This is a genomic window from Bacillus sp. WP8 (genome assembly GCF_000800825.1).
GTDB lineage: Bacteria > Bacillota > Bacilli > Bacillales > Bacillaceae > Bacillus > Bacillus safensis.
Genome location: NZ_CP010075.1, coordinates 2263035 through 2278781, shown reverse-complemented (window position 1 = coordinate 2278781; position 15747 = coordinate 2263035). Strand labels below are relative to the sequence as shown.

Below are 15747 nucleotides of genomic sequence, written 5' to 3'. Positions count from 1 at the left end.
AAAGTGGGAACTAGGAATGAACAAACAAGAGTTGATTTCAGAAGCAATCAAAGCAAGAGATTTTGCATATGTACCCTATTCTAAATTCAAAGTCGGTGCAGCGTTACTGTCGAATGATGGAAAAGTGTATGGCGGCTGCAACATTGAAAATGCAGCATATGGTATGTGTAATTGTGCGGAAAGAACAGCACTTTTTAAAGCCTATTCAGAAGGCATTACATCTTTTCAAATGTTAGCAGTGGTGGCTGATACAGACCGTCCTGTTTCGCCGTGCGGCGCATGCAGACAGGTCATTTCAGAGCTATGTGCACCTGACATGCCAGTGATTCTAACGAACTTAAAAGGACATATATACGAAACAACAGTAAACGAACTATTGCCAGGAGCATTTTCACCGGAGGATTTAAATGACTAACGAAAGCTTCAAATCAGGATTTGTATCAATTATTGGAAGACCAAATGTAGGGAAATCAACCTTTCTTAATCGCGTTATTGGACAAAAGATCGCCATCATGAGCGATAAGCCCCAAACGACGCGAAACAAAGTGCAAGGTGTCCTGACAACGAACACATCACAAACGATCTTTATCGATACACCGGGGATTCATAAACCTAAGCATAAGCTTGGTGATTTTATGATGAGGGTGGCTCAAAATACACTGAAGGAAGTCGACCTGATCTTATTTATGATCAACGCACAGGAAGGCTATGGCAAAGGTGATGAATTCATCATTGAACGACTAAAGCAAACATCTACACCGGTGTTCCTTGTCGTGAATAAAATTGACCAAATTCATCCAGATGAACTGTTTCTTTTAATTGATGAATACCGTACACGTTATCCATTCAAGGAAATTGTGCCAATTTCAGCTCTTGAAGGAAACAATATCGACACGCTTCTTCAGCAGATTGAAGGTTATCTTCCAGAGGGCCCTCAATTTTATCCGGCAGATCAAGTAACAGATCATCCAGAACGGTTTATTATTTCTGAATTAATTCGTGAAAAAGTGCTGCATTTAACGAGAGAAGAGATTCCGCACAGTATTGCGGTTGCGATTGAATCGATTAAGCCAGATGAAAATGGCAAGATCCATGTCGCGGCAACCATTGTCGTAGAACGTGATTCGCAAAAAGGGATCGTCATTGGTAAACGAGGCAGCTTGTTAAAAGAAGTGGGACAAAAAGCGCGCAGAGATATTGAAGCACTTCTAGGCTCAAAAGTGTATTTAGAGCTTTGGGTCAAAGTTCAGAAGGACTGGCGTAATAAATCCACTCACCTTCGTGACTTCGGATTTAGAGAAGACGAATATTAAAAAATCGCTGCATTTGTCAGTAAATCTGACAATGGTGCGGTTCGATTAGTAAAAATTGTTTATCATGAAATGGAGGTAGCCTGGTCAAGATAAAATTAATATGTTGGATGTAGCGTTGCTGCTTCTAATAAAGAAAGGTGGGGTTTTTATGTTGAATTTTACATGGAACGTATTTTCACAAACAGGAAGCGTTGACACGTATCTGCTTTTCAAAGAGTTAGAAAAGGAGAACCTGGAAAGACCCGATGTACTTGAAGAAGAAATAGCACGATTTGATTTTCCAATTTTATAATTCTTGACCCCCTCCAGCGCTCGGAGTGTAGACAAATGCTCATTAAAAGTGAAGGAATCGTCCTTAGAACAACAGATTATGGCGAAACAAACAAAATTGTCACGCTGCTCACTAGAGAACATGGGAAAATTGGCGTGATGGCAAGAGGCGCAAAAAAATCAAACAGCCGCCTGTCAGCCATAAGTCAGCCGTTTTTATACGGCACCTTTCTTATCCAATCATCAACAGGACTTGGAACGCTCCAGCAAGGCGAAATGATTGAAAGTATGCGGGCCATTCGGGAAGACTTATTTCTGACCGCATATGCCGCATATATGACGGAATTGATTGATAAAGGGACAGATGAAAAAAAGCCAAACCCTTATTTGTTTGAGCTTCTGCTTCAATCTCTGCGTCATCTCAACGAAGGCACAGATGCTGATATTATTTTATTTATCGTAGAGGTTAAAATGTTATCAGTGATGGGGATGAAGCCTGAACTTGATCAATGTGTTCACTGTGGTCAAAAAGAAGGGCAGTTCCATTTCTCGATAAGAGATAACGGCTTTATTTGTCAAAATTGTTTTTCGAAAGATCCATATAAACTGCCCTTATCCCCCGCAGCTGCAAGGCTGCTCCGTTTGTTTCATTATTTTGATTTATCAAGGCTTGGTCAGGTTGATGTGAAGCCTCAGACGAAACAAGAAATTCGTCAAGTGCTTGATCACTACTATGACGAATATTCCGGCCTCTATTTAAAATCAAAAAAATTCATGAATCAGATGGAATCCATGAAAAAGCTAATGGGTGACGAAAACAAAAGTTGACATCTCCCATGACTTTTTGTAAGATCATCTAAGATAAAATATGTTGCATTGACAGAAAGAAGTACTTACGTAAAATCCATAAAAAGCGACCTTAGGGCGGTGTGAGCTAAGGATGGAGGCGTAACGAAAGGCATTCTTGAGCAGCGTAAAACAAAGCGGCTGGATGCTACGACACCAGCAAATAGGGTGGAACCGCGGGAAAAACTCTCGTCCCTATGTTTGCAAAGAACCTTGCGAGCATAGAGACGGGAGTTTTTGTGTTCTCTTACAAGGTTCTAATCCCACCCGCCATACATAGCGGTTGGTGTAGAAAAGATGGAGGTGCGATCATTGAATATTCAAGACATGATTTTGACGCTGCAAAAGCATTGGTCAAATGAAGGCTGCGTATTAATGCAGGCTTATGACACAGAAAAAGGTGCCGGAACGATGAGTCCATACACGTTCCTCAGAAGCATCGGCCCAGAGCCTTGGAAGGTAGCATATGTAGAGCCTTCAAGACGCCCAGCTGATGGCAGATATGGAGAAAACCCAAATAGATTGTATCAGCATCATCAATTTCAAGTGATCATTAAGCCATCACCTGACAATATTCAAGAACTATATCTTGAATCATTGAAAGCACTTGGCATTGACCCGCTGAAACATGATATTCGTTTTGTGGAAGATAACTGGGAAAATCCATCTCTTGGCTGTGCAGGACTTGGCTGGGAAGTATGGCTTGATGGGATGGAAATTACGCAATTCACGTATTTCCAACAAGTCGGCGGATTAGAATGTAAGCCTGTTTCTGTTGAAATCACATACGGTATTGAACGTCTTGCTTCTTACATCCAGGACAAAGAAAATGTCTTCGATCTTGAATGGACAGACGGATTTACGGTCAGAGATTTATTCTTAATGGCTGAATATGAGCACTCTGTTTATACATTTGAAACATCTAATACTGACATGCTGTTCGAGCTATTTACAACCTATGAGAAAGAAGCACACAGTCAAATGGACAAAGGACTTGTTCACCCGGCATACGATTATGTCCTCAAATGCTCTCATACGTTTAACCTGCTCGATGCAAAGGGCGCTATTTCTGTGACTGAGCGGACTGGTTATATCGGAAGAGTGCGTCAGTTAGCAAGAAAAGTAGCCAAAACCTATTATGAAGAACGCGAAAAATTGGGATTCCCTATGCTAAAAGAGGAGGCGGCTTCTCATGAATAAACAAGATGTATTACTTGAAATCGGCTTAGAAGAGATGCCGGCTCGTTTCATGCCAGAGAGCACAAAACAGCTAGGTGAGAAAGTAAAAGCATGGTTTGAAACGCAAAATATTTCATTCGAAGAGACTGCTTTATTCAACTCACCAAGACGTCTTGCTGTACTTGTGAAAGGTGTTGCAGAAAAACAAGAAGACATCAAAGAAGAAGCAAAAGGTCCAGCTAAAAAGATTGCCCAAGATGCTGAAGGCAATTGGACAAAAGCTGCTGAAGGCTTCGCCCGGGGCCAAGGTGCTTCAACAGATGATCTCTATTTCAAAGAGATCAAAGGAGTGGATTATGTCCATGTCCAAAAGTTTCAAGAAGGGAAGCAAGTCAAAGACCTTCTCCCAGCGTTAGGTGAGATCGCTGCTTCATTAAGCTTTCCAAAGAACATGAGATGGGGAAGCGAAGATTTACGCTATATCCGTCCGATTAAATGGATTGTTTGTTTATTTGGACAAGAGATTGTACCTGTTGAAATTGCCGGGGTGAAAAGCGGCCGTGAAACAAGAGGACATCGTTTCCTTGGTACGACAGCCAGCATTGACTCACCTGCTTCTTATGAACAAACTTTGCGCGATCAATTTGTGATTGCAGACTCAGATAAAAGAAAACAATTAATTACTGAACAGCTAAATGCGCTATCTTCAGAAAAAGGCTGGGTCATTCCTGTTGATCCTGAACTTCTAGAAGAAGTGAACGATCTTGTAGAATATCCAACTGTGCTGTCTGGTTCCTTTGAAGAGGAGTTTCTTGCATTGCCGGAAGAAGTATTGGTGACAACAATGAAAGAGCATCAACGCTACTTCCCTGTGAAAAATGAGCAAGGAGAATTATTGCCGCATTTTATTACAGTCAGAAATGGAAACAGTGAGGCGCTGGAAAATGTCGCAAGAGGGAACGAAAAAGTACTTCGCGCACGTTTATCAGATGCTGCATTCTTCTATAAAGAAGACGAAAAACTAGTGATTGAAGACAATATTAAAAAGCTTGATAAAGTGGTATTCCATGAGAAACTTGGAACAATCGGCGACAAGCTGAAGAGAGTGACAGACATTGCAACCCGTCTAGCGGCGCATGTCGGAGCAGATGACGAAACAACAAAACGCGTGGCTAGAGCAGCAAGTATTTCGAAGTTTGACCTTGTGACTCAAATGGTCTATGAATTCCCTGAATTACAAGGAATCATGGGTGAGAAATATGCAAGAGCTCTTGGTGAACATGAAGAAGTGGCAAGAAGCATTAACGAGCATTATATGCCGCGCTTTGCTGGAGACGAGGCGCCGTCTACTTTGATTGGTGCAATTGTGGCCGTAGCAGATAAGCTCGACTCTATTTGTTCATTCTTCTCAATCGATGTGATCCCTACAGGTTCTCAAGATCCTTATGGACTTAGAAGACAAGCGAGTGGTATCGTTCAAACCCTGCTCGACCGTCATTGGAATATTTCATTTAAAGAGCTGTTAGCACTTGCTCAAGTAAAGACAGAACATGAAGCTGCTCTAATTGAATTTTTAACGCATCGTTTAAAATATGTTCTTCAAGCAGAGCATATCCGCCATGATGTTGTTGATGCAGTGCTTGATGTTGAAAATATTGAGCCATATGCAGTCGTCAAAAAAGCAGCTGTTCTTGAAGAGAGTGTAAAACAAGAAAGCTTTAAAGAAACAGCTGAAGCATTGGGACGCGTCATTTCAATCAGTAAAAAAGGCGAAGACGCAGAGATTCAGCCTGAACTGTTTGAAAATGAACATGAGCAAAAGCTGTTTGAGGCGTATCAGCAAGTAGAGAAAGCTGTCAAGGAACATGTAGCAGCAGGACAATACAGCTTGGCACTTGAGGCACTGGATACGTTAAAAACACCGATCGTTCATTATTTCGATCACACAATGGTTCATGCGGATGATGAAAAACTGAAGCGAAATCGTTTGGCACAGATGGTCAAACTGGCCAAAGTGATTCAATCATTTGCGAATATGAACAATTTAATTGTAAAATAAATACCTAAGAACGGTTGCCTTTTCCGAAGGGCAATCGTTTTTTACTCATTTAATTCACGGTTTTTGAGTGGATTTTTGTTTCATTCGGACAAAGATGCGCTATAATATGATGAGTTATGAAAATGATATACATAAAATAAAGATTTCGCTCTCTCTATTTAAAGGTGGTGAGTACAATCGAGTTAAATAAACGGCAAGAGCAGATTTTACAGATTGTCAAAGAGAATGGTCCGATCACTGGAGAGCATATCGCCGATCGGCTGAACTTAACAAGGGCGACCCTCAGACCGGATTTAGCCATTTTAACAATGTCAGGCTTTTTAGAAGCAAGACCAAGGGTCGGCTACTTTTTCACAGGAAAAACAGGCACGCAGCTTCTCGCAGATAAGCTGAAAAAACTTCAAGTGAAAGACTTTCAATCCATTCCAGTGGTGATACATGAGAATGTTTCGGTTTATGATGCGATTTGTACGATGTTTTTAGAGGATGTGGGCACATTATTCGTTGTGGATGATCACTCTATTTTAACAGGGGTGTTATCAAGAAAAGACCTCCTTCGCGCAAGTATAGGGAAACAGGAGCTCCCATCTATCCCTGTCCATATTATTATGACAAGAATGCCGAACATCACCGTTTGCCGCAAAGAAGATTTCATTATGGATGTGGCGAAGCACTTGATTGAAAAGCAAATAGATGCACTTCCTGTGATAAAAGATACGGAAAAAGGCTTTGAAGTAGTCGGAAGAATCACGAAAACAAACATGACGAAAATACTTGTCAGCTTATCGGAGAACGAAATAATCTAATGACAGAAGACTGCGAGGGGATGTTATGAGTAATCGCGTAATTTTTGTGGTATCAGATTCAGTAGGAGAAACGGCAGAGCTCGTGGTCAAAGCGGCACTTAGCCAATTTGATGGCGGCTCATCAGACCATTCAAATATTAGAAGAATCCCGTATGTAGAGGATGTTGGTACGATTAAAGAAGTCATTTCACTGGCGAAAGCAGATAATGGGATCGTCTGCTTTACTCTTGTTGTGCCAGAAATGCGCCAATTCTTAATCGAGGAAGCAGAAGCAAATGGTGTTGTTTATTATGACATCATCGGTCCACTCATTGATAAAATGGAGACGGCCTATGGAAATGAAGCGAAACATGAGCCGGGTCGTGTACGTCAATTAGATGAGGACTATTTTAAAAAGGTAGAAGCCATCGAGTTCGCTGTGAAATACGATGACGGCAGAGACCCAAGAGGTATTCTAAAGGCTGATATTGTGCTCATTGGTGTATCACGCACGTCTAAGACACCATTATCTCAATATTTGGCGCATAAACGGCTGAAGGTAGCGAACGTACCAATTGTACCTGAAGTTGATCCGCCAGAAGAGTTATTTTCAGTTGATCCGAAGAAATGTATCGGTTTGAAAATTAGTCCAGACAAACTAAATCATATTCGCAAAGAGCGTTTAAAATCTCTTGGTTTAAATGATCGCGCTATTTATGCGAACATTGAGCGGATTAAAGAGGAACTAGAGTATTTTGAAAAAGTGGTTGACCGCATTAACTGTCAAGTCGTTGATGTATCGAATAAAGCAGTTGAGGAAACGGCAAATGTCATTCATCAAATGCTGACCAAAAGAGGTTCCGAATAAACTCAGGATGCTCCTCCTGGGTTTTTCCTATGGTGGGAAACGGGTAAACAAAAACAATAGCATATTTGCTGCATTTGTATTATAATAAAAAATTGTGATAAAATGATTGATTTTAGGTTTAAGTTAAGTCAAGAACGAATAAACTAATATTGGCAGAAGTCAAGTGATTCTGAACATAACTTTTCGACAAAATGAGTTTTACTGTTGATTGCTCTATGGGGGAAAAGTATGGTCTTTTTGCTTCTCTAAAGCAGGAATAAGGTGGAGGGATGGAGAATTAGTCACCTGAATGAACGTAAAAAAGAGAGGACGATTTATGTCGATGCAGATGCTTGTCCTGTAAAAGACGAAATCCTTTCTGTCGCATCTCAATTTCAAGTACCAGTGACATTCATTGCTTCATATGAGCATTTTCAAACCAAAAGATCTCCACTTGAAGATTGGCGGTTTGTAGATACACATAAGGAAGCAGCGGACTTAGTCATTGCCAACTCAGCTGCCGCACATGATATTGTCGTCACCCAAGACATTGGTCTTGCCTCCTTACTGCTTCCGAGACAGGTCATTGTTCTGTCTGAAAGAGGACGAATGTACACAAACGAAACAATTGATTTTGATTTGGAACGCAGGCATGTTTCCAGCAAACAGCGAAGAAAAGGTGTATACGGAAAAGGTCCCAAAAAGCTTTTAGAAGAGGATAAGAAGCGATTTATGGCGCAACTACAAAAAATCCTGTCGAATCATGAAGGATTTTTAAATTAAAAGGCGAATAATGTACGACGGAGTGTTATTAGGATGAGCAAACGTATACCAGATGAACTTTTGGAGCAGATCCAAAAAAACGCAGACATTGTCGAAGTGATTGGAGAATACGTACAGCTTAGAAAGCAAGGTCGAAATTACTTCGGTCTTTGTCCATTCCATGGTGAAAATACTCCTTCATTCTCTGTTTCAGCAGATAAGCAAATCTTCCATTGTTTTGGCTGTGGTGCAGGAGGCAATGTGTTTTCGTTCCTCAGACAAATGGAAGGCTACTCATTTATTGAAGCCGTTTCACATGTGGCTGATAAGTACCATATTGATCTGCCTGATCAGGTGGCGAATGCTCAGATGAGTTCCTCTCAGCAGGAGGACACAGCAGATCATAAAATGATTGAGGCCCATGAGCTTCTTAAGAAATTTTACCACCATTTGCTGGTAAATACAAAGGAAGGTCAAAACGGACTCGATTATTTACGGTCCAGAGGCTTTACGGATGAAACAATTGCCAAGTTTGAGATCGGGTATGCTCTTGATTCTTGGGATTTCGTGACCAAGTTTTTAGAAAAACGAGGATTTGATCCTGTGATGATGGAGAAGGCTGGTCTTTTGATTCAACGTGAAAACGGCACAGGCTTTTTTGACCGCTTTAGAGATCGTGTCATGTTTCCCATTCATGATCATCATGGAACGGTCATCGCTTTTTCCGGAAGATCGCTTGGTGATCAGCAGCCTAAATATATGAATAGTCCTGAAACGCCGCTTTTTCATAAAAGTAAGCTGCTTTATCACTTTCATGACGCACGTATGCATATTCGCAAACGCGAACGCGCAGTTCTTTTTGAAGGATTTGCAGACGTCATCTCAGCTGTTACATCAGGTGTCGGTGAAAGTGTTGCAACAATGGGTACGTCTCTTACAGAAGAGCACGTAAAGCTTCTCAGGCGGAACGTTGAAGAGATCATCCTTTGCTATGACTCTGATACGGCCGGATACGAAGCGACCATGAAAGCATCAGATTTGCTTGGAAAAAGAGGATGTAAAGTTCGCGTTGCCATGATACCAGATGGACTTGATCCAGATGATTACATTCGTAAATATGGCGGCGAGAAATTTAGGAATGACATCATAGATGCAAGTGTGACATTAATGACGTTTAAGATGAATTTTTTCCGAAGAGGAAAAAACTTATCAGACGAAGGAGACCGTCTTACTTATATGAAGCAGGTTCTCCGAGAAATCAGCCGGTTAAACGGCTCTTTGGAGCAAGAGATTTACATGAAACAGCTTGCTGGGGAGTTTTCGATCTCACTTGATTCATTAAAAGAACAACTGGAGCTGTTTGAAAAGCAGCAGCGGCAAGAAACCAAAAGCACGCAGGAAGAAAACGGGCTTGAAAAACGGCGTGCACATCTGTCAACACAAGTAAGAAGAAAGCGTCTGCGGCCGGCATATGAAAATGCAGAGCGAATGCTGCTTGCTCATATGTTAAAAAGCGATGACGTGATCCGCAAAGTACTTGACAGAATCGGGATTGAATTTAATATAGATTCGCACAGGGCGCTGGCAACGTACATTTATGCCTTGTATGAAGAAGGCAAAGAACCAACGCCTCAGCATCTGATGAACCGGATAGAAGATGATGTCATGAATCAGCTGCTGACGGATATATTGATGATTCAAGTCGGAGACGAACTAAGTGAAGCTGAATTAAGTGATTATGTAAAAAAAGTGTTGAATCATCGGAATTTGTCAATGATAAAGGAAAAAGAACTAGAACGTGCAGAAGCGGAGAGGCAAAAAGATTTCTTCAAAGCGGCAACACTTGCAAAAGAAATTATTCAGTTGAACCGTTCGCTGAAGTAATACGTCTATTATTAATGACAGGACTTACGGCTGGCAATGAATCCTTTACGGGAGGAGCATAAGACCGCAAGCATCTTGCCTTCATCATTATTTATTTTATTCCTATTTGCTTCGTCTTCTGTTTGACAGAGAGAGAAAAGCAGGGCGGAAGCAAATCGCAAGTTACTTTAGAATTCGTTGCAAGCTTTGGAAGGAGGGATCCATAATGGCTGATAAACAAGCCCACGAAACCGAAACTGAATTAACCTTTGAACAGGTGAGAGATAAGCTCACTGAAACGGGTAAAAAACGGGGCGTTTTAACATACGAAGAAATTGCAGAGCGTATGTCTAGCTTTGAAATTGAATCAGACCAAATGGATGAATACTATGAATACTTAGGCGAACAGGGTGTAGAGCTCATTAGTGAAAACGAAGAGACAGAAGACCCAAATGTTCAGCAGCTGGCTAAAGCGGAAGAAGAATTTGACCTGAATGATTTAAGTGTACCACCAGGTGTCAAAATCAATGACCCTGTTCGTATGTACTTAAAAGAAATCGGACGCGTCAACTTGTTATCTGCTAAAGAAGAAATTACGTACGCTCAAAAGATCGAAGAGGGCGATGAGGAATCAAAAAGAAGATTAGCGGAAGCAAACCTTCGTCTCGTTGTCAGCATTGCGAAACGCTATGTCGGTCGTGGTATGCTGTTCCTTGACTTGATTCAAGAAGGAAACATGGGTCTGATGAAGGCGGTTGAGAAGTTTGATTACCGCAAAGGATATAAATTCTCAACATATGCGACTTGGTGGATTAGACAGGCGATCACACGTGCGATTGCCGATCAGGCGAGAACAATCCGGATCCCGGTTCATATGGTGGAAACCATTAATAAATTGATCCGTGTTCAAAGACAGCTTCTGCAAGACCTAGGCAGAGAACCAACGCCTGAAGAAATTGCTGAAGACATGGATTTAACTCCAGAAAAGGTAAGAGAGATTCTTAAAATTGCGCAAGAGCCTGTATCTTTAGAAACACCGATTGGTGAAGAAGATGACTCGCATCTTGGTGATTTTATCGAAGACCAAGAGGCGACATCTCCATCTGACCACGCTGCGTACGAACTCTTAAAAGAGCAGCTTGAAGATGTATTAGACACGCTGACGGACCGTGAAGAAAATGTGCTGAGACTACGTTTCGGACTAGACGACGGAAGAACACGCACGTTAGAAGAGGTTGGTAAGGTGTTCGGCGTAACAAGAGAGCGTATCCGACAAATTGAAGCGAAAGCTCTTCGTAAATTAAGACACCCAAGCAGAAGTAAACGATTAAAAGACTTCTTAGAGTAGAAACCGGACGGATCTTGAAAGAGATCCGTTCTTTCTTATCAAAAATGAAAACGCTTTTTTCAATCTGATTATATTTTACTGAATAACAAATGAATTTGCAACGTTCTTAGAGAAAAGATGTATAAAAAATACATCTAAATGTGCTGAAGGCTTCATTTCTCATCTTGAATCATTTTTGTCTAATCTGTGAACTTGACCAAAGTTTTGTATCATAATTCGTTTACTTTTTGTAAAATTAAAGTAGAATTAGAATTGTTTGCATAGTCTCAAAGGGGTTTTCACAAAGGGGAGGATGAAAGAAATGAAACGGAATCCACTTATACCATTTTTATTGATTGCCATTTTAGGTATTGGACTCACTTTTTTCTTATCAATGAAGGGGCTGAAAGATGAAGAAAAAATTGCCTCAGGGGGCAAGGAGCAAAAGCAAGAAGAGACAGCAAATGCGACGCCGGAAGAATTATATAAACAGAACTGTCTAAGCTGTCACGGGGAAAATTATGAAGGCGGCGCAGGTCCTGCTTTAAAAGGTGTTGGAGACAAGCTTGAAGTAGCTGACATCAAGAAGAAAATTCAAGAAGGCGGCAACGGGATGCCAGGCGGGCTGATTCCGAATGAAAAGCTCGATGAAATGGCGGAATGGGTATCTAAAATTAAATAACCTTACACAAAAAGCTCTTTTTCAAAAGAAGAGCTTTTTTCATTTGAAAACGACTTTTAAAAAGTCCATAATTTATATAAGATAGACAAGTATGAACATTAAAGAAAAGTAGTGATACGTATGAATGAAATGAATTTATCCAAACGATTAAAAAAAGTCGCAGACTTTTTACCAGATGAGGCAGTCTTCGCTGATATCGGCTCAGACCATGCCTATTTGCCATGCTATGCGATCCTGCATCAAAAAGCAGTGAAAGCCATTGCTGGTGAAATTACCGATGGACCGCTCCAATCGGCGCAGCAGCAAGTACATAGACTTGAATTAGATGAACAGATATCGGTCAGAAAAGGAAATGGCCTTGAAGTCATTGAAAAAGGTGAAGTGAATGCTGTGACGATTGCAGGTATGGGCGGGGCACTCATCGCAAGCATTCTAAATGAAGGAAGGCATAAGCTCGCAGGCCATGAGCGGCTCATTCTTCAGCCGAATATCCATGCCCACCATATTCGTTTATGGCTTTATCAAGAGGGGTATGAATTGATGGATGAAGTCATTTTAGAAGAGGACGGCAAAATATACGAAATCATCATCGCAGAAAAAGGCGATAAAGATAAAGCTTATGAAGGGATGTCCCTTGAAGCAGGCATGCTCGTTGGTCCGTTTCTTGCGAAAGAGCAAAATGACGTCTTCCAGCGCAAGTGGATGCAAGAGCTTCAGCATATGGAGAAGATAGAAAGTCAAATTCAGCAGGCAGCACGGACAGAAGAAAACAAAGAGCGCCTTGAAGAGCTGAATGTGAAAATAAAGATGCTAAAGGAGGTCTTGACTGTTGGCTAAAACAGTAAACGGGCATGAAATCATCCAATTGTTTGAACAATTTTCACCAAAGGCATATGCCATGGAAGGTGATAAAATTGGTCTCCAGATTGGAACATTAAATAAAAAAGTAAGTAATGTGATGATCACCCTAGATGTATTAGAGAATGTAGTAGATGAGGCGATCGAGCGAAAAGTGGATCTCATTATTGCTCACCATCCGCCGATTTTTCGACCATTAAAACATGTAGCGACAGATCAGCCAGCTGGACGGATCATTGAAAAATGTATCAAACATGATATTGCGGTATATGTGGCACATACGAATTTAGACGTAGCTGATGGCGGAGTCAATGACTTGCTTGCTGAGGCTTTAGAGCTTGAAGAAACAAGTGTGCTAGTGCCGACATACGAGGATCCAATCAAACAGCTTGCTTTGTATGTCCCTGAAGAGTTTGAAGAGGCCATCCGGACAGCTTTAGGAAATGCGGGCGCAGGACATATCGGCAACTACAGCCATTGTGCGTTTTCAAATGAAGGGACAGGCAGCTTTTTGCCATCAGAAGAAGCTAAGCCGTTTATTGGGGAGTCGGGTCAATTAGAATTTGTGAAAGAAGTGCGGATTGAAACCATTTTCCCAGCCAGCATAGAAAAACAAGTGATTCGCGACATGATCAAAGCACATCCTTATGAAGAAGTCGCCTATAGTGTACACACGACAGATCTTCCTCCTATTCAAAAAGGCCTTGGCCGTATTGGAGAGCTAAATGAGCCTATGACACTTAGAGATTTCACACAATTTGTGAAAACGAAGCTAGATGTGAATGGTGCTCGTTTTGTAGGAGATCAAGACGCTGTAGTGAAAAAAGTGGCGGTGCTTGGCGGAGACGGAAATAAATACATCCATCAAGCGAAAAGAATGGGTGCAGATGTGTATGTGACAGGAGACCTTTATTTCCATGTTGCGCATGATGCCATGATGCTTGGGCTGAACGTAGTGGACCCAGGGCATTATGCTGAAAAGATTATGAAAGAGGGCGTAAAGGCGAAGCTTCAATCGCTATGTGCAGATAAAAAGTATGACGTACAGCTCTTTGTTTCTGAATCAAACACAAACCCATTTCAATTTATGTAAACAAAAAACGTCAGAGCATATCCGCTCTGACGTTTTCTTATTTCTTTGTTTTGACGCGAGGTAAAATTTTAGAAAGAGGAACGGTCCGTTCAATCTTCCAAGTCGTTTCATCATCCGGTTCATAGTTTTCTAAGAAACGAATGACTTCCTTTGTAATAGGTGTTGGTGTTGAAGCACCAGCAGTAACAGCAACGGTTTTGACGCCCTGTAGCCACTCCAGCTTGAGTTCGCTTAAATCGCCAATACGGTAAGCCTGCGTTCCGGCTATCTCCATTGACACCTGTGCGAGACGGTTGGAGTTATTACTTTTTGGATCGCCGACAACAATGGTTAAATCGGCTTGACCAGCTTGCTGCGAGACAGCTTCTTGACGCACCTGTGTCGCAAGGCAAATTTCTTGATGATACTCGACGTGAGGGTATTTCTCTTTAATCAGCTCCATCAGATCGTGGACATCCCATTGAGACATCGTCGTTTGGTTCGTGATGAGCAGTTTTTCTGATGTTAGATCGAGCGCCTCAATATCGGCTTCTGTTTCGACAAGATGTACCTTGTCAGGGGCTACTCCGACAGCTCCTTCTGGCTCAGGATGCCCTTTTTTCCCAATATAAATAATGTCATAGCCATCGGCTGTTTTCTCTGAAATGAGTTCGTGGGTTTTCGTGACATCAGGACAGGTCGCATCAATGGCGACAAGGCCTTTTTCTTCTGCGATTTGACGAACCTCGGGAGAAACGCCGTGAGCCGTGAAAATGACTGTTCCGCTTTCTACCTGTTTTAAAATGTCTAAGCGGTTTGGTCCGTCCAGTGTGTAGATTCCATCTTCCTCGAAGGCATCAGTGACATGTTTGTTGTGTACAATCATACCTAATATATAAATTGGGCGTGGCAAGTTCTTATCAAGTGCGGCATTTTTAGCAATGACCATTGCATCCACAACGCCATAGCAATAGCCACGCGGCGATATTTTAATTACATTCATTTATTCGTCCTCCTGTAGGGAAGTGCTGCTAGAGAAGAACAATATAAAAAGCCGTAAAAAACGGCTTTTTATCATTCTCTTGCTTCCATTATAGCCAAAGTAAGCGTATATATCAAAGATTGTTATACGCAGTGAACACTTCGCCGTTAAAAGATCACTAGACATATAGTTTTGGAACAGAGCTGCCAGATCTTTTTTTCGGTTTTGCTTCAGAAGCAGGTGATGTGTGTGGTGCTGCTTTTTTGACAAGAATGTCTTCGGGTTCAACATTTTCTTCTATTTCATCAGTTTGTGCTTCTTCCTCGGGCACTTCTGTTTCCGCGCTGGTCTCCGTTGATTCTGCATCATCGTCATTTGCATTTGCTTCATCATCGTCCGCACTGCCAAGCTGGCTGTACAGTTTAATCATTGCAGGTAAGTTTCTCACTAAAGGACCGTATTGCTGAATCATTGGCGTAAATTGCTGCGCCATCCCGAGCACTTTTTGAACATTTCCTAACATGCTTGAGAGAGTCGCAGGATTCGTGAAGCTCTGGATTCCTTGTAATCCCGCACCACCTCCAGAGACTCCAGCTCCTCCTGCGCCAGGAAGAAATTTAGAGAGCATGCCTTTAATTCCTGCTCCGCCGCCTAGTGCACGGCTCTCACCTCCTGGAATTCCGCCCATCCCGGGTAAACCGCCTCCCTGTACAGACGGGGAGCGAGGCATCATTTGCTGAAATGGATTGCCTTGCCCTTGAAAAGGCTGTTGGATAGGAGGCTGCTGCCCTCTTTGAAACATTCGGGGCTGTCCGCCATTTCCAAGGTGCCGGCGTGAGGGGCGGCGCGGCTGAAAATCGCCCATAGGCCTTTGCCCTAACATACTTGTACCTCCCTTACTG

General features: G+C 41.9%; 16 protein-coding genes. 14 read left to right on the top strand and 2 right to left on the bottom strand.

Annotation, left to right across the window (positions count from 1 at the left end; genetic code table 11):
- Positions 1-16 precede the first annotated feature (16 nt).
- The 14 genes from QR42_RS11420 to QR42_RS11360 all read left to right on the top strand — a co-directional run bounded on the left by QR42_RS11420 (position 17) and on the right by QR42_RS11360 (position 13884).
- Positions 17-415 (top strand): cytidine deaminase, encoded by a 399-nt coding sequence (locus QR42_RS11420; RefSeq protein WP_008356263.1) that lies wholly within the window; start codon positions 17-19, stop codon positions 413-415.
- Entirely contained in the window at positions 408-1313 is a 906-nt protein-coding gene (gene era, locus QR42_RS11415; protein ID WP_007501305.1) for a GTPase Era, read from the top strand. The genes QR42_RS11420 and era overlap by 8 nt, the downstream gene beginning before the upstream one ends.
- A 148-nt stretch (positions 1314-1461) precedes the next feature.
- A complete protein-coding gene (locus tag QR42_RS19055; protein ID WP_003217288.1) occupies positions 1462-1605 on the top strand; it encodes a YqzL family protein in 144 nt (47 codons plus the stop codon).
- A 35-nt stretch (positions 1606-1640) separates the two neighbouring features.
- Complete coding sequence (recO, locus tag QR42_RS11410) at positions 1641-2411, top strand: DNA repair protein RecO (protein ID WP_039180043.1); 771 nt, start codon at positions 1641-1643, stop codon at positions 2409-2411.
- Positions 2412-2741: 330 nt separating this feature from the next.
- Positions 2742-3629, top strand: coding sequence for a glycine--tRNA ligase subunit alpha (gene glyQ / locus QR42_RS11405; RefSeq protein WP_012010611.1), 888 nt, complete (start codon positions 2742-2744; stop codon positions 3627-3629).
- Positions 3622-5667 carry a glycine--tRNA ligase subunit beta gene (gene glyS, locus QR42_RS11400; RefSeq protein WP_039180040.1) on the top strand — a complete coding sequence of 682 codons (2046 nt, stop codon included), beginning with the start codon at positions 3622-3624 and terminating at the stop codon, positions 5665-5667. The genes glyQ and glyS overlap by 8 nt, the downstream gene beginning before the upstream one ends.
- Positions 5668-5834: 167 nt before the next feature.
- Positions 5835-6473 carry a transcriptional regulator CcpN gene (locus QR42_RS11395; protein ID WP_039180035.1) on the top strand — a complete coding sequence of 213 codons (639 nt, stop codon included), beginning with the start codon at positions 5835-5837 and terminating at the stop codon, positions 6471-6473.
- Positions 6474-6498: 25 nt separating this feature from the next.
- Entirely contained in the window at positions 6499-7320 is an 822-nt protein-coding gene (locus QR42_RS11390; RefSeq protein WP_008342399.1) for a pyruvate, water dikinase regulatory protein, read from the top strand.
- Positions 7321-7581: 261 nt separating this feature from the next.
- A complete protein-coding gene (locus QR42_RS11385; protein ID WP_024423016.1) occupies positions 7582-8082 on the top strand; it encodes a YaiI/YqxD family protein in 501 nt (166 codons plus the stop codon).
- A 33-nt stretch (positions 8083-8115) separates the two neighbouring features.
- Positions 8116-9945 carry a DNA primase gene (gene dnaG, locus QR42_RS11380; protein WP_039180032.1) on the top strand — a complete coding sequence of 610 codons (1830 nt, stop codon included), beginning with the start codon at positions 8116-8118 and terminating at the stop codon, positions 9943-9945.
- A 205-nt stretch (positions 9946-10150) separates the two neighbouring features.
- The gene (gene rpoD, locus QR42_RS11375; RefSeq protein WP_008342392.1) at positions 10151-11272 is read left to right on the top strand and encodes an RNA polymerase sigma factor RpoD; all 1122 of its coding nucleotides are present in this window, start codon (positions 10151-10153) and stop codon (positions 11270-11272) included.
- A 301-nt stretch (positions 11273-11573) separates the two neighbouring features.
- On the top strand, positions 11574-11933 hold the full coding sequence (gene cccA, locus QR42_RS11370) for a cytochrome c550 (protein WP_034280134.1): 360 nt from the start codon (positions 11574-11576) through the stop codon (positions 11931-11933).
- 120 nt (positions 11934-12053) lie between these two features.
- The gene (locus QR42_RS11365) at positions 12054-12770 is read left to right on the top strand and encodes a tRNA (adenine(22)-N(1))-methyltransferase (protein WP_039180027.1); all 717 of its coding nucleotides are present in this window, start codon (positions 12054-12056) and stop codon (positions 12768-12770) included.
- Positions 12763-13884, top strand: coding sequence for a Nif3-like dinuclear metal center hexameric protein (locus tag QR42_RS11360; protein ID WP_039180024.1), 1122 nt, complete (start codon positions 12763-12765; stop codon positions 13882-13884). The genes QR42_RS11365 and QR42_RS11360 overlap by 8 nt, the downstream gene beginning before the upstream one ends.
- Positions 13885-13921: 37 nt before the next feature.
- On the opposite strand, the gene QR42_RS11355 is transcribed toward QR42_RS11360, so the two are convergent.
- Both QR42_RS11355 and vrrA read right to left on the bottom strand, forming a co-directional pair.
- Positions 13922-14866, bottom strand: coding sequence for a 4-hydroxy-3-methylbut-2-enyl diphosphate reductase (locus QR42_RS11355; protein ID WP_024423011.1), 945 nt, complete (start codon positions 14864-14866; stop codon positions 13922-13924).
- A 157-nt stretch (positions 14867-15023) separates the two neighbouring features.
- Positions 15024-15728 carry a VrrA/YqfQ family protein gene (gene vrrA / locus QR42_RS11350; protein WP_039180021.1) on the bottom strand — a complete coding sequence of 235 codons (705 nt, stop codon included), beginning with the start codon at positions 15726-15728 and terminating at the stop codon, positions 15024-15026.
- Between the last annotated feature and the right edge of the window lie 19 nt (positions 15729-15747).